General features: G+C 73.4%; 26 protein-coding genes and 3 pseudogenes. 10 read left to right on the top strand and 19 right to left on the bottom strand.

Features of this window, described 5'->3' with window-relative positions; translation table 11 throughout:
• The first annotated feature begins 173 nt into the window (after positions 1-173).
• The 4 genes and pseudogenes from AB0J86_RS20825 (at position 174) to AB0J86_RS20810 (ending at position 3,312) form a co-directional block, all read left to right on the top strand.
• Positions 174-1,646, top strand: a complete 1,473-nt coding sequence (locus AB0J86_RS20825) for a hypothetical protein (RefSeq protein WP_363859208.1) — start codon at positions 174-176, stop codon at positions 1,644-1,646.
• Positions 1,643-2,851: a hypothetical protein gene (locus AB0J86_RS20820; RefSeq protein ID WP_363859207.1), complete on the top strand. Its 1,209-nt coding sequence runs from the start codon at positions 1,643-1,645 to the stop codon at positions 2,849-2,851. Before AB0J86_RS20825 ends, AB0J86_RS20820 begins: the two co-directional genes overlap by 4 nt.
• A gap of 12 nt (positions 2,852-2,863) precedes the next feature.
• Positions 2,864-2,995 (top strand): annotated as a pseudogene (locus AB0J86_RS20815) (DNA-binding protein); the annotation flags it as partial.
• Positions 2,992-3,312, top strand: a complete 321-nt coding sequence (locus tag AB0J86_RS20810; RefSeq protein WP_363859206.1) for a helix-turn-helix transcriptional regulator — start codon at positions 2,992-2,994, stop codon at positions 3,310-3,312. The pseudogene AB0J86_RS20815 and the gene AB0J86_RS20810, both read left to right, overlap by 4 nt.
• Positions 3,313-3,337: 25 nt before the next feature.
• Here AB0J86_RS20810 and AB0J86_RS20805 read toward each other — a convergent pair whose 3' ends face one another.
• The 5 genes from AB0J86_RS20805 to truB all read right to left on the bottom strand — a co-directional run bounded on the left by AB0J86_RS20805 (position 3,338) and on the right by truB (position 9,816).
• On the bottom strand, positions 3,338-4,687 hold the full coding sequence (locus AB0J86_RS20805) for a pitrilysin family protein (RefSeq protein WP_363859205.1): 1,350 nt from the start codon (positions 4,685-4,687) through the stop codon (positions 3,338-3,340).
• 137 nt (positions 4,688-4,824) lie between these two features.
• Entirely contained in the window at positions 4,825-7,200 is a 2,376-nt protein-coding gene (locus AB0J86_RS20800) for a polyribonucleotide nucleotidyltransferase (RefSeq protein ID WP_363859204.1), read from the bottom strand.
• A gap of 257 nt (positions 7,201-7,457) precedes the next feature.
• Positions 7,458-7,727 carry a 30S ribosomal protein S15 gene (gene rpsO, locus AB0J86_RS20795; RefSeq protein WP_363859203.1) on the bottom strand — a complete coding sequence of 90 codons (270 nt, stop codon included), beginning with the start codon at positions 7,725-7,727 and terminating at the stop codon, positions 7,458-7,460.
• Between the two features lie 209 nt (positions 7,728-7,936).
• Positions 7,937-8,884 carry a bifunctional riboflavin kinase/FAD synthetase gene (locus tag AB0J86_RS20790; protein WP_363859202.1) on the bottom strand — a complete coding sequence of 316 codons (948 nt, stop codon included), beginning with the start codon at positions 8,882-8,884 and terminating at the stop codon, positions 7,937-7,939.
• Between the two features lie 89 nt (positions 8,885-8,973).
• Entirely contained in the window at positions 8,974-9,816 is an 843-nt protein-coding gene (gene truB, locus AB0J86_RS20785) for a tRNA pseudouridine(55) synthase TruB (RefSeq protein ID WP_363859306.1), read from the bottom strand.
• A gap of 250 nt (positions 9,817-10,066) precedes the next feature.
• On the opposite strand from truB, the gene AB0J86_RS20780 reads away from it, so the two are divergent.
• Positions 10,067-10,468 carry a hypothetical protein gene (locus AB0J86_RS20780; protein WP_363859201.1) on the top strand — a complete coding sequence of 134 codons (402 nt, stop codon included), beginning with the start codon at positions 10,067-10,069 and terminating at the stop codon, positions 10,466-10,468.
• Here the strand turns inward: AB0J86_RS20780 and AB0J86_RS20775 are convergent.
• The 11 genes and pseudogenes from AB0J86_RS20775 to rimP all read right to left on the bottom strand — a co-directional run bounded on the left by AB0J86_RS20775 (position 10,419) and on the right by rimP (position 20,493).
• Entirely contained in the window at positions 10,419-11,780 is a 1,362-nt protein-coding gene (locus AB0J86_RS20775) for an MATE family efflux transporter (RefSeq protein WP_363859200.1), read from the bottom strand. The genes AB0J86_RS20780 and AB0J86_RS20775 overlap by 50 nt on opposite strands.
• A gap of 638 nt (positions 11,781-12,418) precedes the next feature.
• Positions 12,419-12,643, bottom strand: coding sequence for a DUF6186 family protein (locus AB0J86_RS20770; RefSeq protein WP_363859305.1), 225 nt, complete (start codon positions 12,641-12,643; stop codon positions 12,419-12,421).
• 2 nt (positions 12,644-12,645) lie between these two features.
• On the bottom strand, positions 12,646-13,053 hold the full coding sequence (locus AB0J86_RS20765) for a hypothetical protein (RefSeq protein WP_363859199.1): 408 nt from the start codon (positions 13,051-13,053) through the stop codon (positions 12,646-12,648).
• Between the two features lie 53 nt (positions 13,054-13,106).
• Positions 13,107-14,153, bottom strand: coding sequence for a bifunctional oligoribonuclease/PAP phosphatase NrnA (locus AB0J86_RS20760; RefSeq protein ID WP_363859304.1), 1,047 nt, complete (start codon positions 14,151-14,153; stop codon positions 13,107-13,109).
• Between the two features lie 83 nt (positions 14,154-14,236).
• A complete protein-coding gene (rbfA, locus tag AB0J86_RS20755; RefSeq protein WP_363859198.1) occupies positions 14,237-14,719 on the bottom strand; it encodes a 30S ribosome-binding factor RbfA in 483 nt (160 codons plus the stop codon).
• Between the two features lie 195 nt (positions 14,720-14,914).
• On the bottom strand, positions 14,915-15,208 hold the full coding sequence (locus tag AB0J86_RS20750; protein ID WP_363859197.1) for a DUF503 domain-containing protein: 294 nt from the start codon (positions 15,206-15,208) through the stop codon (positions 14,915-14,917).
• Between the two features lie 100 nt (positions 15,209-15,308).
• Entirely contained in the window at positions 15,309-17,135 is a 1,827-nt protein-coding gene (infB, locus tag AB0J86_RS20745; RefSeq protein ID WP_363859303.1) for a translation initiation factor IF-2, read from the bottom strand.
• A gap of 1,044 nt (positions 17,136-18,179) precedes the next feature.
• Positions 18,180-18,320 (bottom strand): annotated as a pseudogene (locus tag AB0J86_RS20740) (translation initiation factor IF-2 N-terminal domain-containing protein); the annotation flags it as partial.
• 93 nt (positions 18,321-18,413) lie between these two features.
• A pseudogene (locus AB0J86_RS20735) lies at positions 18,414-18,751 on the bottom strand (YlxR family protein).
• A gap of 15 nt (positions 18,752-18,766) precedes the next feature.
• Positions 18,767-19,822 (bottom strand): transcription termination factor NusA, encoded by a 1,056-nt coding sequence (gene nusA, locus AB0J86_RS20730; protein WP_363859196.1) that lies wholly within the window; start codon positions 19,820-19,822, stop codon positions 18,767-18,769.
• On the bottom strand, positions 19,819-20,493 hold the full coding sequence (gene rimP / locus AB0J86_RS20725) for a ribosome maturation factor RimP (RefSeq protein ID WP_363859195.1): 675 nt from the start codon (positions 20,491-20,493) through the stop codon (positions 19,819-19,821). The genes nusA and rimP overlap by 4 nt, the downstream gene beginning before the upstream one ends.
• A gap of 227 nt (positions 20,494-20,720) precedes the next feature.
• On the opposite strand from rimP, the gene AB0J86_RS20720 reads away from it, so the two are divergent.
• From AB0J86_RS20720 to AB0J86_RS20705, 4 genes are all read left to right on the top strand, one after another.
• A complete protein-coding gene (locus AB0J86_RS20720; protein WP_363859194.1) occupies positions 20,721-21,230 on the top strand; it encodes a hypothetical protein in 510 nt (169 codons plus the stop codon).
• A complete protein-coding gene (locus tag AB0J86_RS20715; protein WP_363859193.1) occupies positions 21,227-21,649 on the top strand; it encodes a ferritin-like domain-containing protein in 423 nt (140 codons plus the stop codon). The genes AB0J86_RS20720 and AB0J86_RS20715 overlap by 4 nt, the downstream gene beginning before the upstream one ends.
• A 62-nt stretch (positions 21,650-21,711) precedes the next feature.
• Positions 21,712-22,227: a PadR family transcriptional regulator gene (locus AB0J86_RS20710; RefSeq protein ID WP_363859192.1), complete on the top strand. Its 516-nt coding sequence runs from the start codon at positions 21,712-21,714 to the stop codon at positions 22,225-22,227.
• A 108-nt stretch (positions 22,228-22,335) separates the two neighbouring features.
• Positions 22,336-22,815: a nitroreductase family deazaflavin-dependent oxidoreductase gene (locus AB0J86_RS20705; protein ID WP_363859191.1), complete on the top strand. Its 480-nt coding sequence runs from the start codon at positions 22,336-22,338 to the stop codon at positions 22,813-22,815.
• Between the two features lie 24 nt (positions 22,816-22,839).
• Here AB0J86_RS20705 and AB0J86_RS20700 read toward each other — a convergent pair whose 3' ends face one another.
• Complete coding sequence (locus AB0J86_RS20700) at positions 22,840-23,559, bottom strand: VIT1/CCC1 transporter family protein (RefSeq protein WP_363859190.1); 720 nt, start codon at positions 23,557-23,559, stop codon at positions 22,840-22,842.
• Positions 23,556-24,413, bottom strand: coding sequence for a type I methionyl aminopeptidase (gene map, locus AB0J86_RS20695; protein WP_363859189.1), 858 nt, complete (start codon positions 24,411-24,413; stop codon positions 23,556-23,558). Before map ends, AB0J86_RS20700 begins: the two co-directional genes overlap by 4 nt.
• A 228-nt stretch (positions 24,414-24,641) precedes the next feature.
• Here map and AB0J86_RS20690 point away from each other — a divergent pair, with 228 nt between their 5' ends.
• Entirely contained in the window at positions 24,642-26,270 is a 1,629-nt protein-coding gene (locus AB0J86_RS20690) for an amidase family protein (RefSeq protein ID WP_363859188.1), read from the top strand.
• 131 nt (positions 26,271-26,401) lie between these two features.
• Here the strand turns inward: AB0J86_RS20690 and AB0J86_RS20685 are convergent, their stop codons facing one another.
• Positions 26,402-26,959, bottom strand: a complete 558-nt coding sequence (locus AB0J86_RS20685; protein ID WP_363859187.1) for a hypothetical protein — start codon at positions 26,957-26,959, stop codon at positions 26,402-26,404.
• Between the last annotated feature and the right edge of the window lies 1 nt (position 26,960).

Below are 26,960 nucleotides of genomic sequence, written 5' to 3'. Positions count from 1 at the left end.
GTGCGCCCGAGAATCGCCTCGCCCGGTTCGCGTCCATGCCGGTATGGTGACGCGGCCGGCCGCGGGACTCGGGCGCGACTTCCGGAACCCGCCTATGAAGCGATGCTCTCGCAGTTCGTACCCCCACTCCCCGGCCGGCCTCCACCCCCGTACCCGGAAGGCGGGCCGCCGGAATGTCGCCATCGGACCGGATCGCGTGCGAGGACGTGGTCATGTTCGTCAACGCGGCGATCACGTCGACCGGACAGCGGGAGTTCCACGAGGGCGCGGCCGAACAGCGGATCTCCCTGGCCTTCCTGCACGAGTACGTGCTGGGCAACTACCGCGACCTGTACGCGGCGACGCTGGCGCTGGACATCAACCACTTCAACGCCGCCCGGGTCGTGACGAACCTGCTGCACACGGCGCGCTCGGCCACGCCCGCCCAGCGCGCCGCCGAGGGGCGGCTGATCGCGGCGCGGCTGCGGCTGCTGCCGCCCCAGCGGGTCTACGGCGTGCTGCGCGAGCTGCGCCGGCTGCGGGTCAACAACCGGCGCACCCGGGCGATCGTGCGGGACTGGTTGGCGACCCGACCCGACCCCGCGTTCGACGCCGTCAAGTACCGCCGCTCGCTGCGGGTCGCGGCCCGCCACGCGCACCTGCGGCTCCCCGACGAGGTCGGCACCGTCCTGTTCGACTGGCGCCGGCCGAAGCGGTACGACGCCCCGATCCTGGAGGCGTGGCGGCGGGCCCACTACGAACAGCGGGCGCTGTACCAGCTGCCGTACACGGTCGCCGAGGGGCTCGCGGCGCGGCACGGCATCGACCGGGCGCGCTTCCTCACCGGCATCGCCCCGAAGCTCACCGGCGGCGAACGGCTGCGCCTGCAGACCTCCGCCGAGCGCCTCAAGGTCGACAACGTCGCACCGGACCTGGACCGGGTGTCGCTGACCCGGCTCGCCGGGTACGCCCTCTCGCTGCCCCGGCCCGAGCGGGCCCGCCGCCGCGACGAGCTGACCCGGGCCCTGCGCGCGGCGGCCCGGCGCGCCGCCGGCCGGCGGGCGGGCACCTGGGGCAGGGTCGTCGCGGTCCTCGACGACAGCTACTCGTCCTCCGGCTCGGGGGTCAAGCGGCGGCGCCCGCTGATCGCGGCGCTGGCCACCCACTACCTGCTCGACGCGCTCGCCGCCGACTACACCGGCCTCTGGCTGACCCACCGGGGCGATCCGCTGCTGGTGCACCCGATCGGGTCGACCGGGCTGGGCGACCGCCTCCTCGACGGGCTCGAACGCCGACCCGACCGGCTCGTGATCGTCTCGGACGGCTGGGACAACGCGCCGCCCGGCCAGGCCGCCGAGGTGCTGCGGGTGTGGCGTACCCGGCTCGATCCGGAGCAGCGGACGCTGGTCGTGCACCTCAACCCGGTCTACGACGGCGACGCCTTCGACGTACGGCGGCTCGCGCCCGGCGTGGCGACGGTGGGCGTACGTAACGCCGAGGACGTCGCCGCGCTGGTCGAGCTGGCCCGCTTCGCCACCGGCGCGGCCGGCTTCGGCGAGCTGCGCGAACACCTGGCCGACCGGGTCGAGCGGTTCCTGGCCGACCCCGGTCCGGGCACCGAAGCCGACGCCGCACTCCGGCCCGACGTCGCGACGGAGGCGGCGTGAGCACGGTCGAAGGTGCGGGCCCGGCGCCGAACAGCCTGGACCTGAGCGGGCTGGTCACCGGAGCCGCGCAGACCTGGGGCGCGATCCGGCTGGTACCGCTGCTGCGCCAGGCACCGATCACGGACCTGCGGCTGCACGCCCGCCTCTACGACGCCGACGAGCCGTCGGTCGTCCAGGTGGGACCGCGCACCGGCTACGTCGCCTACGTACCGCACGCGTTCGTCGCCTCCTGGAGCACCGACGGCACGCCCATGGCCGCGTACGGCACCCAGCTGCGCGACCCGGAGGAGCGGCGCCCGCCCGACGGCATCGGCCTGCACTTCCGGCGGCGGATGGCCCGGCGCGAGGAGAAGCGGCGGCTGCGGCTCCTGCCGCTGCACCTGGCCCTGGAGGGATATCTCGCGCTGCAGTTCGGCGGACCGTCGATCGCCTGGGAGGAGTGGACCCGGCGGACCGTCACGCGCGGGCTGTCGCCCCGGGCCGAGGCCGCGTACGTGGGCGCCGCGATCACCGGGCTCGACGACGCGCTGCGGATCTTCGAGATCCACGCCGACCAGTGCGGCGTGCTGATCTACGCGGCCGACGCGCTCGCCGCCGCACTCGTCGTACCGCACCCGGACGACTACCGGGCCCTGCACCCGACGCTGCTGCACGACATGTACGGCGAGCTGCTCTACGAGTACGCCCGCCTGCACCGGGCGGCGGTGCCGGAGTTCCGGACCCGGCTCGACGCCGAGCGGGTCGACAGCGTCGCCGACCTGCGGGCCCAGCTCGCCCACGCCCGCGCCGAGTGGTCGCGGTTCCACGCCCTGATGGCGGACGGGCTGCTCGGCGAGCGGATCACCACGGAGCCGGTGTACCGGCTGGGGCGCTTCACCCTGTCCCGGTTCCTGCCCGCCTTCGACCCGCGGGTGGAGAACCACCTCGGCGAAATGATCACCGACGAGGCCGGGACGCTGGCGTACCTCAAGACCTTCCGGCTCTCGGCCGCCCAGACCCGCCGCGGGCACCTGCTGTCGCAGCTCGCGGCCCACGACTGGCACCTCGACGCCACCGCCGAGGCCCTCGGCACCGACCGAAACGGACTGACCGGCCGGCTCGACGGCGCCGGCCTCGGCCACCTGCTCCGGCCCGACATCATCGACGCGTACCGCCACCAGGCCCGGCGGCGGCAGCTCGCCCGACCGCCCCGCCGGTACCGCTGACCACTCCTTCGCAGATCGGCAATACTTCTCGTTGCCGCTGACAAGTCGGGACAGTGGCAGCGGTGGTACCGGCACGCGATCCCCGAAGCGGAGCAGCTGTACGCGATCTACCTGAAAGAACGCGATGAGGAGACCGGACAATGAGCGAGGTCCGGCGTCGGCGAGATTCGGGGCACCTGGAGCGCGCGATCGAGACGGCCGGCGGTCAGGAGGCGTTCCAGGCCGCCTATGACCAGATGCTCGACGAATCGCGCGGCTGGCGCTTGGCGGACATGCGTAAGCGCCGAGGTCTGACGCAGGAGCAGGTGGCGCTTCGGATGGGCGTCTCGGTGGCTCGCGTCTCGCAGATCGAGGGCGGCGACGTGTCGACCCAGGAGGTGCTGAACCGCTACGTGGAAGCGCTCGGTGGAACGCTGAAACTGATCGCCGACTTCGGCGACGAGCAGCTGAAGGTCGCGTAGGCGGTGGAACCGGGCGTGACCGCCGTCAGCCGGCGGCGGTGAAGTCGCCCTCGCTGAACGGGCCGACCACGGCCAGCGACATCGGCCGGGAGAGCAGCTCGCCGGCGAGGGCGTTCACCTCGTCCAGGGTGACGGCGTCGACCCGGGCCAGCAGCTCGTCCACGGAGAGCACGTTGCCGTAGAGCAGCTCGCCCTTGGCCAGCCGGCTCATCCGGGAGCCGGTGTCCTCCAGGCCGAGGACGTACGAGCCCTTCGCCATCCCCTTGCCCCGGGCCAGCTCGGCCGCGGTGACGCCGTGCGCGGCGACCTCGGCCAGCTCGGCGCGGGCCAGCTCCAGCACCTCGTCGACCTTGCCCGGGGCGCAGCCGGCGTAGACGGCGAAGACGCCGCTGTCGGCGTACTGGCTGGAGTAGGAGTAGACCGAGTACGCGAGGCCGCGCCGCTCGCGGATCTCCTGGAACAGCCGGCTCGACATGCCGCCGCCGAGCACGTTGTTGAGCACCCCGAGGGCGAACCGCCGGTCGTCGAGGCGGTCGATGCCGGCGCAGCCGAGCACGACGTGGGCCTGCTCGGTCTCCTTGTGCTCGACCGCGGTCTGTCCCGTGCGCACCCGTACCCGGGGGGTGGCCGGCCGGGGCTTGGCCGGCTGGGCCGGTCCGGTGTCCAGCGGCGTACCGCGCAGCGCCTGGCGGACCAGCTTGACCACGGCGGTGTGGTCGAGGTTGCCGGCGGCGGCGACCACGATCTCGGGCGCGGTGTAGCGGCGCCGGTAGAAGCCCTGGATCTGCCGGCGCGTCATCGGGGAGATGGTCTCCTCGGTGCCGGAGATGAGCCGGCCCAGCGGGTGCTCGGCGTAGACGGCCTTGGCGAAGAGGTCGTGCACCTCGTCACCGGGCTCGTCGTCGTGCATGGCGATCTCTTCGAGGATCACGCCACGCTCGGTCTCCACGTCGGCCGGTTCGAGCAGCGAGTCGGCGACCAGGTCGCACATCACGTCGATGGCGAGCGGCAGGTCGTCGTCGAGGACCCGCGCGTAGTAGCAGGTGTATTCCTTGGTGGTGAAGGCGTTGGTCTCGCCGCCCACCGCCTCGATCTCGGCGGAGATCTGCAGGGCGTCGCGCTTGTGCGTGCCCTTGAAGAGCAGGTGCTCCAGGAAGTGCGAGACGCCGGAGAGGCTGGGGCTCTCGTCCCGGGAGCCGATGTTCACCCAGATCCCGAACGAGACGCTGCGCATCGTCGGGATCGCCTCGGTGATGACCCGAAGCCCGCTGGGCAGCACCGTACGTCGCACGGTGCCGCCCAGCGGGTCGCTGGTCAGCGTACGGGTCACCGCCCGCGCCAGGGCCCCGGCGCCCGGGCCGCCGGCCGCCGTCACGGGTCGGGCGGGGTGGACCCGCTGACCCCGTCGATCCAGGTACCGCTCTCGTCTCGCCCGGTTCAAGGGACCATGACTCCTAGATCGACGGGGGTGGTGCTGCCGGGGATGTCGCGGCAGCGGGTGCCGCGACGGGGTCAGGAGTGCCGGTTGCGCCGGCGACGCGGCTCGCCGCCGCCCTCGCCGCCCTCGGCGCCACCCTCCCGCTCACCCCGGCTGGGGCCACGGTCGCCACGGTCCCGGTCGCCACGGTCGCGCGGGCCACGGTCGCCCCGGTCCCGGCCGGCGGGCCGCTCGCTGCCGGCGGCCTCCGCCGGTGCCGGCGCGGCCTCGCCCTCCGGGCGGACCTTGTCCAGGTAGATCTTGCCCCGGGCGTCGATGTCCGCGATCTGCACCTCGACCTTGTCGCCGACGTTGAGGAAGTCCTCGACCCGCTCGACCCGCTTGCCGTCGCCCACCTTGGAGATGTGCAGCAGGCCGTCGCGGCCCGGCAGCAGCGAGATGAACGCGCCGAAGGCGGCCGTCTTCACCACGGTGCCGAGGAACTTGTCGCCGACCTTCGGCAGCGTCGGGTTGGCGATCGCGTTGATCCGCTCCACGGCCGCGTCCGCGGAGGGGCCGTTGGTCGCGCCGACGTAGATGGTGCCGTCGTCCTCGATGGAGATCTCGGCGCCGGTCTCGTCCTGGATCGCGTTGATGGTCTGGCCCTTCGGCCCGATCACCATGCCGATCTTGTCGACCGGGATCTTCACGGTGGTGACCCGGGGCGCGTAGTCCGACATCTTCGCCGGGCTCTCGATCGCCTGCTGCATCACCCCGAGGATGGTGCCGCGGGCCTCGTGCGCCTGCTGCAGCGCGGCGGCCAGCACGTCCGACGGGATGCCGTCGAGCTTGGTGTCGAGCTGCAGCGCGGTCACGAACTCGGGCGTACCGGCGACCTTGAAGTCCATGTCGCCGAAGGCGTCCTCGGCACCGAGGATGTCGGTCAGCGTCACGTACTCCGTCTTGCCGTCCACCTCGTCCGAGATGAGGCCCATGGCGATGCCGGCGACCGGCGCCTTGAGCGGCACACCGGCCGAGAGCAGCGCCAGCGTCGAGGCGCAGACCGAGCCCATGCTGGTCGAGCCGTTGGAGCCGAGCGCCTCGGAGACCTGGCGGATGGCGTACGGGAACTCCTCGCGCCCCGGCAGCACCGGGATCAGCGCCCGCTCGGCCAGCGCACCGTGGCCGATCTCGCGCCGCTTCGGCGCGCCCACCCGGCCGGTCTCACCGGTCGAGTACGGCGGGAAGTTGTAGTTGTGCATGTAGCGCTTGGACTTCTCCGGCGAGAGGGTGTCCAGCGACTGCTCCATCCGGAGCATGTTCAGCGTGGTGACGCCGAGGATCTGCGTCTCGCCCCGCTCGAAGAGCGCCGACCCGTGGACCCGGGGCAGCACCGCGATCTCGGCGGTCAGCGGCCGGATGTCGCGCGGGCCGCGACCGTCGATGCGTACCTGCTCGCGCAGCACCCGGGCGCGGACCTCGGCCTTGGTCAGCGAGCGCAGCGCGGCGCCCAGCTCCTTCTCGCGGCCCTCGAACCGGCCCGCCAGCTCCTCGTAGACCCGGTCCTTGATCCGGTCGAGGGCGTCCTCGCGCTCCGCCTTGGCGGCGATCTTGAGCGCCTCGGCGACGTCGGACCGGGCGACCCCGGCCACGGCCTCGTACGCGTCGTCCTGGTAGTCCAGGAAGACCGGGAACTCGGTCACCGGCTTGGCCGCGACCTCGGCGAGTTCGCTCTGCGCCCGGCACAGCTCGCGGATGGCCGGCTTGGCGGCCTCCAGGCCGCTCGCCACGACCTCCTCGGTCGGCGCGGTGGCACCCGCGGCGACCAGCGCCACGGTGTGCTCGGTGGCCTCGGCCTCGACCATCATGATCGCCACGTCCCCGTCGGGCAGCACCCGTCCGGCGACGACCATGTCGAAGGTGGCCCGGGCCAGCTCCTCGTGGGTCGGGAAGGCGACCCACTGGCCGTCCACGTGCGCCATCCGGGTCGCCCCGATCGGGCCGGAGAACGGCAGGCCGGAGAGCTTGGTCGACATCGACGCGGCGTTGATCGCGACGACGTCGTACGGGTGCTGCGGGTCGAGCGCCAGGACGGTCTCGACGATCTGGACCTCGTTGCGCAGGCCCTTGACGAACGACGGGCGCAGCGGCCGGTCGATCAGGCGGCAGGTGAGGATCGCGTCCTCGCTCGGCCGGCCCTCGCGGCGGAAGAACGAGCCGGGGATGCGCCCCGCGGCGTACATCCGCTCCTCGACGTCGACGGTCAGCGGGAAGAAGTCGAACTGCTCCCGCGGCTGCTTGCTCGCGGTGGTGGTGGAGAGAACCACCGTCTCGGCGAGCTGGGCGATGACGGAGCCGGCGGCCTGACGGGCCAGCCGGCCGGTGGAGAAGGTGATCTCACGGGTACCGAACGACCCGTTGTCGATCACGGCCTTGCTGTGCTGGTTGCCGAGATTGTTCTGCTCGGTCATAGGTGCGTCGTGCTCCTTCGATCGTGGGCTCACGACCTCGGGGAGCTGCTCAGACGGCCGGTCTTCGATCGAAGCGCCCGGGTGTCGGCGGTTGCCGACCGGCCCGGGGGCCACTACCGGAGACCGGTACGCCGACCGGCTCCCCAACGGGATGGTCGCGCTGGCCCGGGTGTGGGTGGTGACCGGTGGCGGGGAAGCCCTCCGGGCGGCCGTACGCGCTGGCGCCGGCGCCCGCGGCGAGGGCTTCCCCGCTCAGGTCACCGGCGCAGGCCGAGTCGCTCGATGAGCGACCGGTAGCGGTTGATGTCCTTCTTCTGCATGTAGTTCAGCAGCCGACGGCGACGGCCGACCAGCAGCAGCAGACCACGGCGGCTGTGGTGGTCGTGCTTGTGCACCTTGAGGTGCTCGGTGAGGTCGGCGATCCGCTTGGTCAGGACCGCGACCTGCACCTCGGGGGAACCGGTGTCGCCCTCGGCGGTCGCGTACTCCTGGCGGATCTTGCTCTTTGCTTCCTGGTCGAGCGCCATTTTCTCCCTGTTTCGATGGGTTCCGTTGCGGTCCGCCGGCGATCCGGTGGGATCGGGCGGGTGGACCTCGCACCCGCGGCGTCGTGCAGGCACGCGAGGCCATCGTCGGTGACCCGACGTTCCCGCAAGGTTACCAGCTCACGGCCGCACGCCCGACTCAAGGGCCGGCCGCGGCCACGGCGGCCGTCCCGGACCACCCCCCGGGGCGCTCAGCCGAGCAGTCGCCGGGTCTGCGCCACGTCCTCGTTCATCTGGGCGATGAGCGGCTCGATCGTGGCGTACCGGCGGGTCTCCCGCAGCCGCGCGACGAAGTCCAGCGCCACCCGCTCGCCGTACAGGTCGCCGTCGAAGTCCAGGGCGTACGCCTCGACCCGCCGCTCCTGCCCGGAGAAGGTGGGGTTGGTGCCGATCGACACCGCCGCCGCCAGCCGGGGCGGCGCCGGCTGGCCGGCCCGGGTGGGCTGCCGGACCAGCCAACCGGCGTAGATCCCGTCCGCCGGCACGGCCGCGTACCGGTGGCAGAGCAGGTTCGCCGTCGGGAAGCCCAGCTCCCGGCCGCGCTGGTCGCCCCGGACCACGACGCCCTCCAGCCGGTGCGGGCGCCCGAGCGCGGCGGTCGCCGCCGTCACGTCGCCCGCGTCGACCGAGGAGCGGATGTACGTCGAGGAGAAGACCGTACCGTCGTCGCTGACCAGCGGCGCCGGGTCGACCGCGAAGCCGAAGGTACGGCCCAGCCGCTCCAGCAGGGCGACGTCACCAGCGGCCCGGTGCCCGAAGCGGAAGTTGTCGCCGACCACGACGACGGCGGCGTGCAGGTGCTCGACCAGCACGTCGTGCACGAACTCCTCCGCCGGCAGGCGGGAGAAGTCCGGGGTGAACGGCACGACGCAGAGCACGTCGACCCCGAGCGCCTCGATCAGTTCGGCCTTGCGCTCCGGCTCGGTGAGCACGGCCGGGTGCGAGCCGGCGCGGACCACCTCGGCCGGGTGCGGGTCGAAGGTGAGCACGACCGACTGCACCCCGAGGTCCTTGGCCCGCTTGACCGCGTGCCCGATGGTCGCCTGGTGACCCTTGTGCACGCCGTCGAAGACGCCGATGGTGACCACCGACCGGCCCCAGCCGCCCGGCGCGGCCTGGTATCCCCGCCACCGCTGCATCCGAACTCCGCCTCCCTGTCGACCCTGTACCGCCCGCCGGCGCGGCGCGTCCGGCACGCCGCCGCCCGCCCAGTCCTCGTCCCGCCCGCTCAGGCCGGGGCGAGGACGATCTCCGCCCGCGCCCGGCCGCCGTGCTCCCGCACGATGGCGATCAGCCCACCCGCCGGGTCGAAGACCGCGTACGGGCCGTCGATGCCGGCCGGGTCGAGCGGACCGCCGTGCGAGAGCACCTTCGTCTCGTCGGCGTCGGCCTGCCGCTGCGGGAAGAACCGCCGCGCGGCCGTCTCGACCGGCAGGCCGATCACGTCGGGCGCGCGCCGCTCCAACTCCTCCAGGGTGGCCGCCTCGGCGAGCGTGAAGCCGCCGACGGCGGTACGCCGCAGCGCGGTGAGGTGGCCGCCGACGCCGAGCGCCGCACCGGTGTCCCGCGCGATCGCCCGGATGTACGTGCCGGAGGAGCAGGTCACCTCGACGTCCACGTCCACCACGTCCGGTACGTCCCGGCGGATCGCCAGCACGTCGAGCCGCTCGACGGTGACCCGGCGCGGCGCCAGCGCCACGGCCTCGCCGTCGCGTACCCGCTTGTAGGCGCGCTGCCCGTCGATCTTGATGGCGCTGACCGCGCTCGGCACCTGGTCGATCTCGCCGCGCAGCGCGCCGAGGGCGGCCTTGATCTCGTCGTCGCCCACGGCACCGGCCGGTACCGTCGCGGTCACCTCGCCCTCGGCGTCGTCGGTGATCGTGGACTGGCCGAGCCGGATCGTGCCGGCGTAGCTCTTCCGCGCGCCGATCACGTACGTGAGCAGCCGGGTCGCCCGGTTCACGCCGATCACCAGTACGCCGGTGGCCATCGGGTCCAGGGTGCCGCCGTGGCCGACCCGCCGGGTCCGGGCCAGCCGGCGGACCCGGGCCACCACATCGTGCGACGTCATCCCGGCCGGCTTGTCGACCACGATCAGACCGTCGGTTCGCTCGCTCAAGCCGCCACCTCGCCGTACCCGCTCACGACCGTCAAGCCTGCCAGACGCGACGCCGTCCCGGCGCCCGGGTCGCCACCTCTGCGACCGGCACCACCGCCGCCGCCGTACGCACGGCGGGCACCGGACCGATCGGCCGATTCCGTGGTGATCGATCCCTGCCAAGATCCTTGAGTCCTCTCGCGCGTCCCGGAGAAGCTGACCCATGCAGAGCGGTACCGACCCGACGCTGCCGCCAGGCAGCCCTGCCCGTACGGCCGCGGAGATCTCCGCGGCGGGCCCCGCGCCGGGCGGCGGCGCGTCCACCGGCGGCCGGCCCCGGGTCGCGCTGCCCGAGTGGATGCGGGACCCGGCGGCGAGCCCCGTACCGGTCCGGCGGCGCTGGATCGACCGGCTGGCGGAGCACCCCGGACTCCGGCGGGCCCGCGAGGCGTGGTGGCGGTGGCGGGACCGTCCCCGCCTGTCGGAGCGGTATCCCCGGGCCGTCCCGGTGATCTCGTTCTTCGTGGTGGCCGCGGTGGCGAGCCTGCTGGTCGCGGCCACCCTCTACGTCTTCGTCACGATGCGGTCGGAGATTTGGTCGACGGAGCTCGAACTGCCCCGGTGACGGCCCAGCGGCCGCTGCGCAGCCGCAGCAGCAGGCCGACCAGGCGGGCCACCACGAACAGGGTGAGTCCGGCCCAGATGCCGCCGAGACCCAGGTCGAGCCCGTGGGCCAGCCAGATCGCCGGCAGGAAGCAGCCGAGCGCCGCGACGATGGTGAGGTTGCGCAGGTAGCGGACGTCGCCGGCCCCGATCATCACCCCGTCGAGGGCGAAGACCACCCCGGCCAACGGCTGCATCGCGGCGAACCACGGCCAGGCGACCATGGCCTGGTCGCGTACCACCTGGTCGGCGCTGAACAGCGCGGGGATGGCTCCCGCCCCGGCGGCGAGCACGGCGGCGAAGACGAGCCCGCAGCCGCCGCCGATGAGCGCCACCCGGCGGGCCAGCCAGCGGGCGCCGTCCGCGTCGCCACCGCCCAGCGCCGCGCCGACCAGCGACTGCGCGGCGATGGCGAGGGCGTCGAGCACCAGCGCGGTGAAGAACCAGAGCTGGAGGGCGATCTGGTGGGCGCCGACCGCCGCGGCGCCGAACCGGGCGGCCACCGCGGTCGCCGACAGGAAGCTCGCCTGGAACGCCAGGCCGCGCACCAGCAGGTCGCGGCTGAGCACGAGCTGCTGGAGGATCAGCCGGGGTTTCGGCCGCAGCGACACCCGCTCGGCGATCAGCGCCCCGGCGAAGAGCAGGCCGCCGATCGTCTGGGCGGTGGCGTTCGCGATGGCCGAGCCGACCAGGCCGAGCCCGAGCGGGTAGACCAGCAGCGGGCAGAGCACGGCCGAGAGCAGGTTGGCGCCGAGCACGAAGTAGAGCGGGCGGCGGGCGTCCTGCACCCCGCGCAGCCAGCCGTTGCCGGCGGCGGCGAGCAGCAGTCCGGGCGCGCCCAGCGCCGCGACGCGCAGCCACTGCGCGGCGGCGCCGGCCACGTCGGGGCCGCCGCCGGCGAGGGTACGCGCCAGCGGGCCGGCCGCGAACTGGAGCACGACCGCGACGAGCAGGCCGGCGGCGAGGGCCAACCACGACGCCTGCACGCCCTCGGCGACGGCCGCGGCCCGGTCGCCGGCGCCGAAGCGGCGGGCGGAGCGCCCGGTGGTCCCGTACGCCACCACCGTGCCGAGCCAGGCGACGAGCGTCAGCGTGGTACCGCCGACGGCGAGGGCGGCGAGCGGCACCTGGCCGAGGTGCCCCACCACGGCCGTGTCGATCAGTACGTAGAGCGGTTCGGCCGCCAGCACCACCAGCGCGGGCAGCGCCAGCTCGGCGATGCGGCGGGCGGTGATGGCGGAGCGGATCTGCGGGGACGCGGCGAGCTGAGACATCGCCGTCGATCGTGGCAGATCGCGGGTAAGGAGCGCAATGCGGATGGGAACTTACCCCGGGCGTCGCCCGGAGCGGGCCGTACGCGGCGGCCGGCCGGGCGGGCGGCGGCCCGGCGGCAGCGGCGGGCGACCGGGGCGCGTCAGCTCCGGTCGCCCGACGCGGACCGGTCGCTCACTGACGGGTGTCCATCGACGTCTGCAACGCCCGACGGACCAGCTCACGGGCCTCGTCGGTGGTCTCGGGCTTCGGCTTCGGCTTGCTCGACTGCATTTCGGAACTCCTTCCAGGGCGCGCCGGGCCGGCGGAAACGCGCGGCCAGCGCTGCGGGCATGACCTGCTGAGCGCCCTCGACGGTCACCCCGGGATCGCCGGAGAGTTGACCGGGGGGCAGCGTGAGCCCGGGTCGGTCGGACCCTGGAGGCATGCGGTGGCTGGTGCGTACACCGTCACCCATGTCGCGCCGTCGCTCACGCCAGCGCCGAGAACCCCGCCGCCGGGTCGCTCGGTTCAGGAGCGGAATGCCCGGGGCGGGCGGCCAAGGGTGAGGACGGTGCTCATCAAGACCCAAATTAGCGTTAAGTCAGGGCCACGACCGGTGTTTCCCGCGATACGGAACGGTACGGGCCGGGCAAGCCGGTCATCGGGCGAAGAAGTGCCAGCCCAGCCACCACCAGAAGCCGAGCAGGCCGATCCGCCCCACCGGGACCGGACCCACCTCGTACCGCATCAGGTAGGCACAGACGTCCCCGAGGGTCGGGATGCGGGAACGCTCACCGCGACGGTCCTCCCGGCGCGCCGCCCACTCGACGACGCCGAAGAGCACGAGGGCGAGCGCGAATCCCCCGATCGCCAACAGCCGCAGGCTCATCGCCGCACCAGCGCCCAGAACGCGGAGAGCCACCCGAAGTAGGCCAGCGAGCGCATCAGCTCGTCCTCGATTAGCGGGTCCGCGATCCGGGAGAAGGTGGGGAACTCGTCGCCGGCGTCCAGCACGAAGGTGACGCCCTCCAGCAGGCCGAAGGCCAGCACCGGCAGCAGCCACCAGAGCGTGCCCGGACCGAGCCGGGCCGGCCCCCGGCGGCGCGGCATCCGGTGCGACAGCCCCAGCCAGATCAGCGCCCCGCCGGTACCGAGGGTGTAGAGGTTGGCCGGCAGCGAGAACGACGGCAGCTGACCACCGACGTACGACAGCGCGGCGAGTACCGGAACCGTGACGACGGGCCGGTCCCAGGCCCGGGGTGCCTCAGCGACCAACTCCGGAGGCTGTTCCATCACCCGATTGTCCCCGCGCTCACGCAGCGCGGGAACCCCGATACTCCCCGGGATTATCCCTGATCTTCGATGCCCAGCAGGGCCGACGGCAGCTGTGCGCGGACCGCGTCGACGACGTCGGTGGCGCTCCCCCGCCCGGTGAAACCGGCGGCGAGGCGGTGCCCGCCACCGCCCAGGGCGATCGCCACCCGGCTGACGTCCACGCCGCCCTTGCTGCGCAGCGAGACCGCCCACTCCGCCTCGCCGGTCTGCTTGACCAGGCAGCTCACGTCCGCCTCGGCGGTGCACCGGATCGAGTCGATCAACGGCTCCAGCACGTACGGCCGCTGGCCGTACCGGGCCAGGTCGTCGAGGGTGGCGTAGGTCCAGACCAGGCCCAGACCGGCGGCGGACTCCGGCTCGAACCGGGTACGGGTCAGCACGTCGGCGTGCAGCCGGACCGCCCCGTACGGGCGGGTGTCGAAGATCCGGCGGGAGATCTCGCCGGGGCGGATCCCGGTGGCGAGCAGCCGCGCGGCCATCTCGTGCACGGCTGGCGTGGTGGCGTCGAAGCGGAACGAGCCCGTGTCGGTCGCCAGCGCCACGTAGAAGCACTCGGCCACCGACGCGTCGAGCGCGCCCCCGAGCCGGGTCAGCAACTGCTCCGCGACCACGGAGGTGGCGGCCGCGAACGGGTCGACCAGGTTGACCGTCCCGAACCGGGTGTTCGAGGCGTGGTGGTCCAGCACCAGAGCATGCTCCGCCCGGCCCAGCCGGTCGAAGAGGTCTCCCAGCCGGGACTCGCTGGCGGCGTCGAAGCAGATCACCAGGTCCGGGTCCGGGTACGCCCGCTCGGCCGGGACCACCAGGTCCAGGCCCGGCAGCCCGCGGAACGGCTCCGGCACCTCGGGCGGGCCGGGGAAGGTCGCCTGCAGCTCGCGCACGCCGAGGGCGCGCAGCCCCAGCGCGAAGCCGAGCATGCTGCCCAGCGCGTCGCCGTCGGGGTTGACGTGGCAGATCAGCAGCACCCGCCCGGCGTCCGGCAGGTCGCGGACGGCGGCGACGGCCGCCGCCCACTCCGCCTCGGTCGGCCCGGCGTCGATGCGCGGCGCGCGTACCACCGCGGTGGTGCGGGCCGGCCCGGTCCCGGGTCGGTCCGCACCGACGCCGCGCGGATCGGCGTCGGGTGCCACGGCGACCCCGCTCACCGGGATTCCTCTGCCGCGGCGGGGCCGTCCTCGTCGTCCAGGTCGCCCTCGTCCTCGTCGTCCCGCTCCAGCCGGTACGGCTGCGCGTCACCGGCGTACTGCGCCTGGGCCGCCCGCCGCTGCACCTCGGCGTCGGCGCTGCGCGCCGCGGCCAGCAGCTCGTCGATGTGCTTGACCTGGTCCTGCACGTCGTCCAGGACGAAGGTCAGGGTCGGCGAGTGGCGCAGTCCGAGGGCCTTGCCGACAGTGCTGCGCAGCATGCCCTTGGCGCTCTCCAGGGCCGCCGCGGTGGAGGCCTGGGCCGCCGCGTCGCCGAGCACCGTGTAGAAGACCGTGGCGTCCCGCAGGTCGGCCGTGATCCGCGCGTCGGTAATCGTGATCATGCCGAGACGCGGGTCCTTGATCTGCGTACGCACCACCGAAGCCACCAGTTCCCGCACGCGCTCGGCGTGCCGGCGCACCTTGGCCGGGTCCGTCATCTCCCACCTCCACGGCATCCTGCTTGCGGCCGTACCGGTGGCGCACGGCGCCGCCGGTCGAACCCCCCAACGTCTGGAACACTACCTGCGCCGCCCGACGCGATGCGCGTGCCAGCCGGCGTCCAACCCACCAACACCCCGCGCCGGTACGCGACGGCGCGACGGACAGACGGCGCCATGCGCACCGACGAACGATCAGTCGTCCTCGCCGTACAGCCGCCGGCGTACCGACAGCAGCTCGGCCTCGGGCCGGCCGGCGACCAGCCGCTCGCACGAGTCGAGCACCTCGCGGACGTGCCGCGCCTCGGCGGCCACCACGGCGACCGCGATCTGGGCCCTGCCGTGCAGGTCCAGCGCGCCGACCTCGGCCGCGGAAACCTCGAAGCGCCGTAGCGCGGCCAGGATGGGACGTACGTATCCGCGCTTCGCCTTCAGGGACCGGGAGTCCCCCGGCAGCAACAGGTCGAAAAGCGCCGTTCCGGTAAACATCGCTCCGCAGGATACCGGTCCACTACCGGAAGTGATCAAGGGGTTTACGCCGTGACCGGCGTAAACCCCTTGATCAGTTGAGCGTCTTACCGAGGCCCTCTCAGGCGCGGGGCTTCTCCCGCATCTCGAAGGTCTCGATGATGTCGCCGACCTGGACATTGTTGTAGTTGCTCAAGGTCAGACCGCACTCGAAGCCCTCGCGGACCTCGGTGGCGTCGTCCTTGAACCGCCGCAGCGAGCTGATCGACAGGTTGTCCGCCACGACCGAGCCGTCGCGCAACAGCCGGGCCTTCGCGTTCCGGCGGATGATGCCGGAGCGGACGATACAACCCGCGATGTTGCCGATCTTGGACGAGCGGAACACGTCGCGGATCTCCGCGGTGCCGAGCTCGACCTCCTCGTACTCCGGCTTGAGCAGACCCTTGAGCGCGGCGTCGATCTCCTCGATGGCCTGGTAGATGACCGTGTAGTACCGGATCTCCACGCCCTCGCGGTCGGCGATCTCGCGGACCTTGTTCGAGGCCCGCACGTTGAAGCCGATGATCGTGACCGGCTCTTCCGAGGCGCTCGCCAGCATCACGTTGCTCTCCGTGATGGCACCGACGCCACGGTCGAGGATCCGCAGCTGGACCTCCTCGGGGATGTCCAGCTTGAACAGCGCGTCCTCCAGGGCCTCCACCGAACCGGAGACGTCACCCTTGAGGATGAGGTTGAGCGAGGTCTTCTCGCCCTCCTTGATCTGCTCCATGAGCGTCTCAAGGGTGGCCCGGCCACGGGAGTTGGCGAAGCTCGCCGCCCGCCGCCGCGCCTGCCGCTGCTCGGCGATCTGCCGCACCGTGCGGTCGTCCTCGGCCGCCAGGAAGGTGTCGCCCGCGCTGGGTACCGCGGTCAGACCGAGTACCAGCACCGGACGGGCCGGACCCGCCTCGCTGACCTGCTTGCCGTTCTCGTCGAGCATGGCCCGCACGCGACCGTGCGCGCCACCGGCGACGATCGAGTCGCCGGCCCGCAGGGTGCCCTTCTGCACCAGCACCGTGGCCACCGCGCCGCGCCCCTTGTCCAGGTGCGCCTCGATCGCCACACCCTGCGCCGGCCCGTCGATCGGAGCGGTCAGCTCCAGCGACGCGTCGGCGGTGAGCAGGACGGCCTCGAGCAGGTCGTCGATGCCGATGCCCGGCTTGGCCGCCACGTTGACGAACATGGTGTCGCCGCCGTACTCCTCGGCGACCAGGCCGTACTCGGTCAGCTGCTGGCGTACCTTGTCGGGGTTCGCCTCCGGCTTGTCGACCTTGTTGACCGCGACCACGATCGGGACGTTCGCCGCCTTGGCGTGGTTGAGCGCCTCGATCGTCTGCGGCATCACGCCGTCGTCGGCCGCCACCACGAGGATGACGATGTCGGTGACCTGGGCACCACGGGCACGCATGGCGGTGAACGCCTCGTGACCCGGGGTGTCGATGAACGTGATCGCCCGCTCTTCGCCGTCGTGCGGTACGTGCACCTGGTAGGCACCGATGTGCTGGGTGATGCCACCGGCCTCGCCCTCGACCACGTTCGCCTTGCGGATCGCGTCGAGCAGCTTGGTCTTACCGTGGTCGACGTGACCCATGACGGTCACCACCGGCGGGCGGCTGACCAGCCGATCCGAGTCGATCTCAGCGTTCAGGTCGATGTTGAACTGCGCGAGCAGCTCGCGGTCCTCGTCCTCCGGGCTGACGATCTGCACGTCGAAGCCGAGGTGCTCACCCAGCAGGAGCAGGGTGTCGTCGGAGCACGACTGGGTCGCGGTGACCATCTCGCCCAGGTTGAACATCTCCTGGACCAGCGAACCCGGGTTGGCGTTGATCTTGTCGGCGAAGTCCGACAGCGAGGCGCCGCGCGACAACCGTACGACCTGACCGCTGCCCCGGGGCGCACCCGAGCTCATGGTCGGCGCGGACAGGTTGTCGAACTCTTGCCTGCGCTGCTTCTTCGACTTGCGACCGCGGGTCGGCTTGCCACCGGGACGCCCGAAGGCACCCGCGGCACCGCCGCCGCGACCGCGACCGCCGCCACCGGGACGACCGGCACCGCCGGCCGGGGCACCGCCACCGCCACCGGGACCGCCACGGTAACCACCGCCGCCGCCACCGCCACCGGGGCCGCCACGGTAACCACCGCCGCCGCCACCGCCACCGGGGCCACCGCGGTAACCACCGCCGCCGCCACCGCCACCGGGACCGCCGCGGTAACCACCGCCGCCGCCACCGCCACCGGGACGACCGGCACCGCCGGGCGCGCCGGGGCGACCGGGGCCGCCACCCGGACGGCCGGGCCGCTGGGTCGGCATGGAGGCCGGGCTGGGCCGCGGCGGCATCGACGCCGGGCTCGGCCGAGGCGGCATCGACGCCGGGTTGGGACGCGGACCGCCGCCGCCGGCCGCGGGCCGCTGGCCACCCGGGGTGATGCCGAACGGGTTGTTGCCGCCGCTGCGCGCCGGCGGACGGCCACCGGGACGACCCGGACCGGGCGTCGGTGCGCCGGGCGGGGTCGGCCGGCCGGCCGCGGGGCTACCCGGGCGCGGCGGTACGGAACCGGGACCCGGCTTCGGGCCGGGCCGGGCCGGGGCGTTGCCGCCCCCGTCGGAGGGACGCTCCGGGCGGGCGGTCTGCTGCCGGGCGGCCTGGGCGGCCTTCACAGCCGCCTCCTGCTCCGCCTTGAGGGCCGCGGCGCGCGCCTCGGCGGCCGCCACCTCGATGTCGTGTGCGCTCGCCGGCTTGGCGACCGGGGTCGCCGCCGGCGGGGGACCCGGAACCGGGCCCTTCGGCTTGGCCGGAGGCGCCATCGGACGCCGCGGGGGCGCCGGCTTGGCGGAGATCCTGGGCTCGCCGGGGGTGGTGGGCTTCGGGGTTGGCGTCGCCGCCGGAGCCGCCGGTGGGGCGGCCGGGGCCGGCGTGGGCGCGGCCGACGACGACTGTACGAACGCCCCTCGCAGCCGCCGGGCCACGGGGGCCTCGACGGTGCTGGACGCGGACTTGACGAACTCGCCCATTTCCTTCAGCTTGGCGAGAACGGTCTTGCTTTCGACCCCGAGCTCCTTAGCCAGCTCGTGAACGCGGGCCTTGCCTGCCACTGCACTCCTCACTCCGAGGTCGTGCGGGCAGCACCCGCAGCGACCTCACTCGTGCACTTGAAGCCTGGTCATTTCTGGGACTTCATCGTGTGCTCATGTTGGTCGTCCTACCTTGCTTGCTGTGCGACCCTCGCCCGGTCGGGCTGACCGGCCGTAGTGGTTGACGCGTCAATGTGCCCGGCAAGCTCACCGATGTCAGGGACACCGGCGATACGCAGCGCCCGCCCGAAGGCTCGACGCCGCTGTGCCAACGCCAGGCAAGCCGGATCCGGGTGCAGATGCGCTCCCCGACCCGACAGTCTGCGGGCCGGATCGGGCCGGAGACTGTGACCAGTCCCGTCGCCGACCGCGACGATCCGCAGCAACTCGTGGGCCGGCGCACGTCGCCGGCAACCCACACAGGTGCGCTCCGGCCACGCACGTCGTACCACTAGGAAAGTTTACCCCTACCCGGTCGAGATCGCGCCGCCCGGCTCCGGGACGTGATCAGCACCGCTCCGACTCGGGGCCGGCGCCGGCCCGCCCGACTGCTCCGCGTCGGAACGGATATCGATGCGCCAGCCGGTCAGACGGGCCGCGAGCCGGGCATTCTGCCCTTCCCGCCCGATCGCCAGCGAGAGCTGGTAGTCGGGCACGGTGACCCGGGCGGTACGGGTCGCGGCGTCGACCACCTCGACCCGCAGCGCCTTGGCCGGCGACAACGCGTTGCCGACGAAGGTCGCCGGATCCTCGGACCAGTCGATGATATCGATCTTCTCGCCGTGCAGCTCGCTCATGACCGCGCGGACCCGCTGACCCATCGGGCCGATGCAGGCGCCCTTGGCGTTGACGCCGGGAGCGGTCGAGCGTACGGCGATCTTGGTGCGGTGACCTGCCTCACGCGCGATGGCGGCGATCTCGACCGTACCGTCGGCGATCTCGGGCACCTCGAGGGCGAAGAGCTTCTTCACCAGGTTCGGGTGCGACCGCGAGAGCGTGATCTGCGGGCCCCGCAGCCCCTTGGCCACGTGTACGACCACGCAACGCAACCGCTGGCCGTGCTCGTATATTTCCCCCGGCACCTGCTCCGAGGCGGGCAGTACCGCCTCCAGCTTGCCCAGGTCGACGGTGACGATGCCCTTCTCGGCCCGCGCCTCGTGCGCCTGGATCACGCCGGTGACCAGGTCACCGTCGCGGCCGACGTACTCGCCGAAGTGCACCTCGTCGGTGGCCTCCCGCAGCCGTTGCAGGATGACCTGTTTGGCCGTCATAGCGGCGATCCGACCGAAGTCGTGCGGAGTGTCGTCCCACTCCCGGACCACCGTGCCCTCGTCGTCGACCTCCTGGGCGTAGACCAGGGCCGCCCCGGTCCGCCGGTCGATCTCGACGCGGGCATGGGTCTCCGCGCCGTCCGTGTGCCGGTACGCCGTGAGCAACGCGGTCTCGATCGCCGCGAGGATCGTGTCGAACGGGATCTCCCGCTCGCGCTCCAGGGCGCGCAGCGCCGCGAGGTCGATGTTCACCTCTCCTCGCCCTCCACATCTTCGTCGTCGGTGTCATCGATCTCGTGCAGATCCTCGTCGGCGACCTCGTCGAGCCGGTGGAACTCCACCTGCACCCGGCCGGGGCCGAGGTCGGCGTACGCCCACTCGCCGCGCTGACCGTCCAGGTCCAGGACGACCCGCTCGTCGTTCGCCTCGACCACCCGGCCAGTGACCTGCCGGTCCGCCGCGGGCCGCTCCGGCGTACGCGGGCCGGGCAGGCCGCCGGCGCCCTTGACGGTCACCTTCACCAGCCGCCCCACGTTGCGGCGCCAGTGCCGGGGCAGCGTCAACGGCCGGTCCACGCCGGGCGAGCTCACCTCGAGCTGGTACTCCCCGGCCACGATGTCGCCGCCGGCCTCCTCGGCCCGGTCCAGCGCCACCGAGATCACCCGGGACACGTCGGCGACGGCGTCGAGGCTGATGCCCCCGTCCCCGTCGACCATCACCCGCACCACGTGCCGGCGCCCCGCCCGCGAGACCGACAGCTCCTCCAGGTCGTAACCGGCCTCGGTCACGACGGGCTCGATCACCTCGCGGAGCCGCTTCCGCCGGGCGGTGAGGTCACCGCGCGCGGTGAGATCACCTCGGGGGCGCTCGCCAGCGCGCGGGCCACCCGCCGATCTGGCGGTAGCACGACCACGCTGCGTCATCTCCGCACCCCTCTACGCAATTGTCGACAGCCCTCGCGGGCAGCCATGCCAGGACGCCACCGGGCTCGTACACGCCCGGCGGCTGCGCAGAGCGTAACGCGCCGAGCGGCCGACGCACCGGCCGGCGCACCGACGACGCGGGCCGGTCCCCGCCGGCCGGCCAGATCCCGGTGCGCCGCGATCCGGGACGCGCCCCCCGCCCGACGGTGATGGTGTTGACTTGGACGGTGCGGATCGGAATCCCGGATCAGAACCACCGCCCGCCGGGGCACTCCCGGCGCGCGGTGCTGCGCGCGGGCGCCCTGGCCTCGGTCACGGCCGTCACCGCGCCGCTCGCCGGCTGTGACCTCTTCGACGGCTCGGACGAGCGGGACCGGGGTCCCGACCCGCTCGCCGGCCTGGTCACGGGCGCGCTCGACCTCGCCGCGCGGCACGAGGCCGCGGCGGCGGCCTTCCCCGACCTCGCCGCGCGGCTCACCCCGATCGCGCAGGCGCACCGGGCCCACGCGGCCGAGCTGGCCCGGGTGATCGCGACCCCGCTGCCCAGCGGCGCGCCGACCGTACCGGCGGGCGGGGCGGAGACGGACGACCGGGCCACCCTGGCGGCCCTGCGCAAGGCCGAGCAGCGGGGGCAGGAGGAGGCGACCCGGCTCTGCGTCGACGCGCCCGCGAGCCGCGCGGCCCTGGTCGGCAGCATCGCCGCCGCCCGCGCCACCCACGCCGAGGTGCTGCGGTGAGCGAGGGGCTGACCGCGGCGCTCGCCGCGGAGTACGCGGCGATCTACGCGTACGGGCTGATCGGGGTGCGGCTCCCCCGCTCCTCGGTCGCCGACGCGCGGGCCGCCGAGGCGGCGCACCGCGGCCGGCGGGACAGCCTCGTGGTGCTGCTCGCCCAGGGCGGCGCCACCCCGCCGGCGGGCGCGCCGTCGTACGCGCTGCCGTTCCCGGTCACCGACGGGCCGAGCGCGCTGCGGTTGGCGGTGGAGGTGGAGGACCGTACGGCGGCGGTGTGGCGGGCGGCGCTGCCCGGTACGACGGGTGAGCAGCGCGCGCAGGCCCTCGCCGGACTGACCGACTGCGCGGTACGGGCCACCCGGTGGCGCCGGGCGGCCGGGGTGGAGCCGCTCACGGTGGCCTTCCCGGGCCGTACCGCGTAGCGCGGGCGTCCCCGACGCCTCCGTTTGCGGCCCGGCATACCCGGTATGCATACTGCCTGTCCGTGTCGATCCGCCACGGCCTGCTCGCCCTCCTCGAACGCGGCCCGATGTACGGCTACCAGCTCCGGGCCGCCTTCGAGGAGTCGACCGGATCGACCTGGCCGCTCAACATCGGGCAGGTCTACACGACGCTCGGCCGGCTCGAACGGGACGGCCTGGTGCGCGCCCTGCCGGGGGGCGAGGGCGGGCAGCGGCCGTACGCGATCAGCGACGCCGGCCGCGCGGACCTGGGCCGCTGGTTCACCACGCCGATCGGGCGCGCCGACCCACCCCGGGACGAGCTGTCGATCAAGCTGACCCTGGCGATGTCGACGCCCGGCGTGGACGTCGCCCGGGTGCTGCGCACCCAGCGGAAGGCCACGATGGCGGCGCTGCGCCGGTTCACCCGGCTCAAGCAGGAGCGGGCGGCCGACGACGACCTGCCCCGGCGGCTGGCCCTCGACGCGATGATCTTCCGGGCCGAGGCGGAGGTCCGCTGGCTGGACCACTGCGAGGCGCACCTGGGCCGGCCCGGCTGACGCCCCGCGCGCCCGGCTCGGCCACGGCACGCGGGTCGGCCGGTGCAACCGCAGCGCGCGTCGCGCGGCGGGACTGCGGCGGGCGGCCGGGACCGGCAGACTGTGGCGATGTCCGCCCTCGGAAGGCTCGCCCGCCGGTTGGGGCACCGGCGTTCGTTCGCCACGGTCGCCCGGCTCGTCGTACCCGTGGACCGGCTCGTCGGACGGCTCACCCGGGGTCGGGTGGTCGCCCTCGGGCTGGCGCCCTCGCTGATCATCACGACCACCGGCCGCCGGTCGGGCCGCCCCCGGAGCAACCCGCTGCTCTACGTGCCCGACGGCGACGCGTACGTGGTGATCGGGTCGAACTGGGGTGGGCCGAACCAGCCCGCCTGGGCGCTGAACCTCGCCGCCGACCCGGCCGCCACGGTGACGGTCCGGGGTACCCGGGTCCCGGTACGGGCGCGGCTGGCCACCGGCGCCGAGCGGGACCGGCTCTGGGAGCTGCTGGTGACCGAGTGGCCGCCGTACCGCAGCTACGTGGAGCGCGCGGGCGGGCGCGACATCCGGATCTTCCGGCTGGAACCGGACGCCCGGCCCGTCGGGTAGCCCGCGCGGCGCGTGGCGCGGCGGTCAGCCGATCCCGCCGCCGCCGATCCCGATGACCCGGCCCACCAGGTACGTCACCGCGGTGGCGAGCGCGCCGAGCAGCAGCTGGCGTCCGCCGCTGATCCACCAGCTCCGGTTCGTGTACCGCGCGACCAGCGCCCCGGCCACGAAGAGGCCGACGCCGCCGACCCCGAGCGCCAGCCAGAGGCTGGTGAAGCCGACCAGGTACGTCAGCAGCGGCACCAGGGCCCCGATGGAGAAGCAGACGAACGAGGAGATCGCGGCGGTCCAGGGGCTGGGCTGCTCGTCGGGATCGACCCCGAGTTCCTCGCGTACGTGCTGGCGCAGCGCCTCCTCGGGGTTGCGGCCCAGCGCCTCGGCCACCTGCAGCGCGACGTCGCGCGGCACCCCGCGGGAGACCCACGTCTCGGCCAGTTCCCGCGCCTCGGCCTCGGGGTGCCGTTCCAGCTCCCGGCGCTCCTTGGCCACCTCGGCGGCCACCTGCTCGTTCGACGAGCGCACGCTGGTGTACTCGCCGAGCCCCATGGAGATCGCGCCGGCCACCAGGCCCGCGAACCCGGTCAGCACGATGCTGTGCGACGAGACGCCGCCGCCGCCGACCCCGGCGATCAGGGCGATGTTGGTGACCAGCCCGTCCATGGCGCCGAAGACGGCCGGGCGCAGCCAGCCGCCGGAGACGTCCGCGTGGTGCGGCTCGCGCACCGCCCCTGGCGCGTCCGTCACGGGAGGGTGAGGATCTCGTGGCCGTCCTCGGTCACCACGAGGGTGTGCTCGAACTGCGCCGTCCATCGCCGGTCCTTCGTGACCACCGTCCAACCGTCGTCCCACATGTCGTACTCGTGGGTGCCGAGGGTGATCATCGGCTCGATGGTGAAGGTCATTCCGGGCTCCATCACGTCCGTCGGGCGCGGGCTGTCGTAGTGCGGCACGTAGAGGCCGCTGTGGAAGGCCTCGCCGATCCCGTGTCCGGTGAAGTCGCGGACGACGCCGTACCCGAACCGGCGGGCGTACGACTCGATCACCCGGCCGATCACGTTGATCTGGCGCCCCGGCGCGACCGCCCGGATGCCCCGCATCATCGCCTCGTGGGTCCGCTCGACGAGCAGCCGCGCCTCCTCGGAGACCTCCCCGACGCAGAAGGTCGCGTCGGTGTCGCCGTGCACGCCCCCGATGTACGCGGTGACGTCGACGTTGATGATGTCGCCGTCCTCCAGCACGGTGGAGTCGGGGATGCCGTGGCAGATGACCTCGTTGAGGCTGGTGCAGCAGGACTTGGGGAAGCCCTTGTAGCCGAGGGTAGACGGATAGGCGCCGTGGTCGAGCAGGAACTCGTGCACCACCCGGTCGATCTCGTCCGTGGTGACGCCGGGCTTGCAGTGCTCACCCGCGAGCTGGGTGGCCTGTGCGGCGATCCGCCCGGCGACGCGCATCTTCTCGATCGTCTCCGGGGTCTGCACGTGCGAGCCGCGCCACTGCTTCGGACCCGACTTGCCGACGTACTCCGGACGGACGATGTTCGAGGGCACCTGCCGCCTCGGGGAGAGGCGGCCAGGGGTCAGCGGCGCGCGGACGGTCATGAGCCAAGCCTATCGCCGGCCCCCACCGGCCCTCACCACTCGGTGACCCCGGCCACGGGCCGGCAGCCACGCGACCCGCGATCCCTGGGCGGCCCGCCGTTTACGGGTCGGAAATCCATCGGCAAATCAGCTACAACACAGGAACCGTGTCCTGATCACGCCGGTCGATGCGTCCCGAGTCCCCCGGCCGCACCCCGGCGTCGCCCCCAACCGGAGAGGTCACCGCCCATGCCCCACGAGATCGTGCCGCGGCACCCGCGCCGCCTGACGGTACGGTTCACCACCCTTGTCGGCCTCCTCGCCACCGCGCTGCTCACCGTCGCCACGCTCGGCCCCGCCGGCACCACCCGGGCCGCCGACCGCCCCGGTCCGTTCCCGCTCGACCTGGAACGGACCGGCATCCTCGACCTGCAACGGGCGCTCGCCGCCCGGCGGATCACCTCGGTCGAGCTGACCCGGGCGTACCTCGACCGCGTCCACGCGCTCAACAGCCGGGGGCCGAGCCTCAACGCCGTACGGGCCATCGCGCCCGACGCCCTCGACCAGGCGCGCGCCGCCGACGCGGCCCGCCGGTCCGGCCGGGCACGCGGACCGCTGCACGGCATCCCGGTCCTGGTGAAGGACAACATCGACGTCCGGCGGATGCCCACCACGGCCGGCGCCCTCGCGCTCGCCCGGTCGTACCCGAGCGGGGACGCCTTCCTGGTGACCCGGCTCCGGGCCGCCGGCGCGATCATCCTCGGCAAGACCAACCTGACCGAGTTCGCGAACTTCACCACCAACGGGATGCCGTCCGGCTACAGCGGACTCGGCGGCCAGGTGCTCAACCCGTACGACGTGAGCCAGACCCCGAGCGGGTCCAGCTCCGGTTCCGGGGTGGCCGCGGCGACCGCGCTGGCCGCCGTGACCGTCGGTACCGAGACCTCCGGCTCGATCCTCAGCCCGTCGGTGGCGAACTCGCTGGTCGGGGTGAAGCCCACCGTCGGCCTGGTGAGCCGGACCGGGGTGGTGCCGATCTCCGCCACCCAGGACACCGCCGGACCGATGGCCCGCTCGGTCTACGACGCCGCCGCGCTGCTCACCGCGCTCACCGGGATCGACCCGGCGGACCCGGCCACCGCGGGCAGCGCCAGTTCGGCCGGTACCGACTACACCCGGGCGCTGGACCCGGCCGCCCTGCGCGGCGCCCGCATCGGCGTGGCCAGCACCGCCACCGGCAACCAGGGCGAGGCGCTGGCCGCCGCCAAGGAGGTGCTGCGGCAGCAGGGCGCCACGCTGGTCGACGTCACGGTGGAGACCGGCGGGTTGCCGCCGAGCATCCTGACGTACGAGTTCAAGCGGGACCTCAACGCGTACCTGCGGCGGCTGCCCGCGAACGCGCCGATGCGCACCCTCGACGACGTCGTACGCTTCAACGCCGCGCACGCCGCCGAGGGCACGATCAAGTTCGGCCAGACGCAGCTCACCGCCTCGAACGACGTGCACCTGGACGACCCGGCGACGAGGGCGGCGTACGAGTCCAACCGGGACGCCGGGGTGGCCGCCGCCCGGCAGCGGATCGACTCGGTGCTGACCGCCAACGACCTCGACGCGATCCTCTTCCTCGGCAGCGGCTCGGCCGGCATCGGCGCCCGTGCCCAGTACCCGTCGGTGGCGGTGCCGATCGGCTACGACCCGGCCAACGGCCGCCCGATCGGCATCAGCCTGCTCGGCACCGCCTGGAGCGAGGCGCGCCTGCTCGCGCTCGCGTACGGGTACGAGCAGGCGGCGCACCGCTGGCTACCGCCCAGCCAGGTCAACCCGTCGCTGTTCCGCTGCGCCGCCGAGGTGACCGTCGGCCGCGGCTGCGCCCCCTGAGCGGCGTCCCCCGGCCGCCAGCCTCCGCGATCCCTCCGCCGCCAGCCTCCGCGATCTAGGGCAAATCCTCGTCAGTGGATCTCCATTCACGAAGATTTGCCCTAGATCGGCGGGTCACTGGCGTTCTCGCGCTAGCCGGCGGGCTGTTCCAGCTGCGCGCGGATCTCGACGAATTCGTCGCGCCGGTCGCGCAGGCTGTCGGAGAGGAACCGCACGATGCCGACGCTGTCGTTGTCCGCCCAGGCGCACACCGCCTGCTTACCTTGACTCGAATGGCCGACGACGCACTTCGCGTCACCGCCGAGCGGGCCGGGTCGTACGGGGCGGATGTCGGTCGCGTCGTCGATGGCCGCGACGATCGCCCAGAGCAGAGCGCTCGGCTCGTCGATCGTCCCCGCGGCGGCGCTGACCACGATCGCATCCTCCGTCTCGGTCCGGCCGCCGTAGGGTGCGGCGATCGCGCTCGTGGTCTCGCCCACCTCCAGCCTCAGGGCCGCCAGTGTCTCGCGTGACGCGTTCCAGAGCGGCCGGCTCGGTGACTGGGGTAGTCCGCCCAGGGTTTGCGGAGTAACCAGTCGGATCCGAGGCTCGGACGCCACCTCCCGTGCGGCGAAGTTGCGATCTCCGCCTAGCAGCGGAAGTGCCGTGCAGCCCGCGCTGAGCACGGTGGCCGCCGTTACGACCAGCACC

It is taken from the genome of Micromonospora sp. NPDC049559 (genome assembly GCF_040676675.1).
Taxonomy (GTDB): domain Bacteria; phylum Actinomycetota; class Actinomycetes; order Mycobacteriales; family Micromonosporaceae; genus JBFAPK01.
This window is presented reverse-complemented; position numbering and strand designations above follow the sequence as displayed.

What these genes read in the sequence shown, in the direction of transcription:
- rbfA (WP_363859198.1), bottom strand. Translation starts at nt 14,719, where the DNA reads ATGACGGACCCGGCCAAGGTGCGCCGGCACGCCGAGCGCGTGCGGGAA.
- AB0J86_RS20790 (WP_363859202.1), bottom strand. Translation starts at nt 8,884, where the DNA reads ATGCAGCGGTGGCGGGGATACCAGGCCGCGCCGGGCGGCTGGGGCCGG.
- AB0J86_RS20800 (WP_363859204.1), bottom strand. Translation starts at nt 7,200, where the DNA reads ATGACCGAGCAGAACAATCTCGGCAACCAGCACAGCAAGGCCGTGATC.
- AB0J86_RS20810 (WP_363859206.1), top strand. Translation starts at nt 2,992, where the DNA reads ATGAGCGAGGTCCGGCGTCGGCGAGATTCGGGGCACCTGGAGCGCGCG.
- AB0J86_RS20690 (WP_363859188.1), top strand. Translation starts at nt 24,642, where the DNA reads ATGCCCCACGAGATCGTGCCGCGGCACCCGCGCCGCCTGACGGTACGG.
- map (WP_363859189.1), bottom strand. Translation starts at nt 24,413, where the DNA reads ATGACCGTCCGCGCGCCGCTGACCCCTGGCCGCCTCTCCCCGAGGCGG.
- AB0J86_RS20825 (WP_363859208.1), top strand. Translation starts at nt 174, where the DNA reads ATGTCGCCATCGGACCGGATCGCGTGCGAGGACGTGGTCATGTTCGTC.
- rimP (WP_363859195.1), bottom strand. Translation starts at nt 20,493, where the DNA reads ATGACGCAGCGTGGTCGTGCTACCGCCAGATCGGCGGGTGGCCCGCGC.
- rpsO (WP_363859203.1), bottom strand. Translation starts at nt 7,727, where the DNA reads ATGGCGCTCGACCAGGAAGCAAAGAGCAAGATCCGCCAGGAGTACGCG.
- AB0J86_RS20775 (WP_363859200.1), bottom strand. Translation starts at nt 11,780, where the DNA reads ATGTCTCAGCTCGCCGCGTCCCCGCAGATCCGCTCCGCCATCACCGCC.
- AB0J86_RS20765 (WP_363859199.1), bottom strand. Translation starts at nt 13,053, where the DNA reads ATGGAACAGCCTCCGGAGTTGGTCGCTGAGGCACCCCGGGCCTGGGAC.
- truB (WP_363859306.1), bottom strand. Translation starts at nt 9,816, where the DNA reads ATGACGTCGCACGATGTGGTGGCCCGGGTCCGCCGGCTGGCCCGGACC.
- AB0J86_RS20750 (WP_363859197.1), bottom strand. Translation starts at nt 15,208, where the DNA reads ATGTTTACCGGAACGGCGCTTTTCGACCTGTTGCTGCCGGGGGACTCC.
- AB0J86_RS20705 (WP_363859191.1), top strand. Translation starts at nt 22,336, where the DNA reads ATGTCCGCCCTCGGAAGGCTCGCCCGCCGGTTGGGGCACCGGCGTTCG.
- AB0J86_RS20780 (WP_363859201.1), top strand. Translation starts at nt 10,067, where the DNA reads ATGCAGAGCGGTACCGACCCGACGCTGCCGCCAGGCAGCCCTGCCCGT.
- infB (WP_363859303.1), bottom strand. Translation starts at nt 17,135, where the DNA reads ATGAGCTCGGGTGCGCCCCGGGGCAGCGGTCAGGTCGTACGGTTGTCG.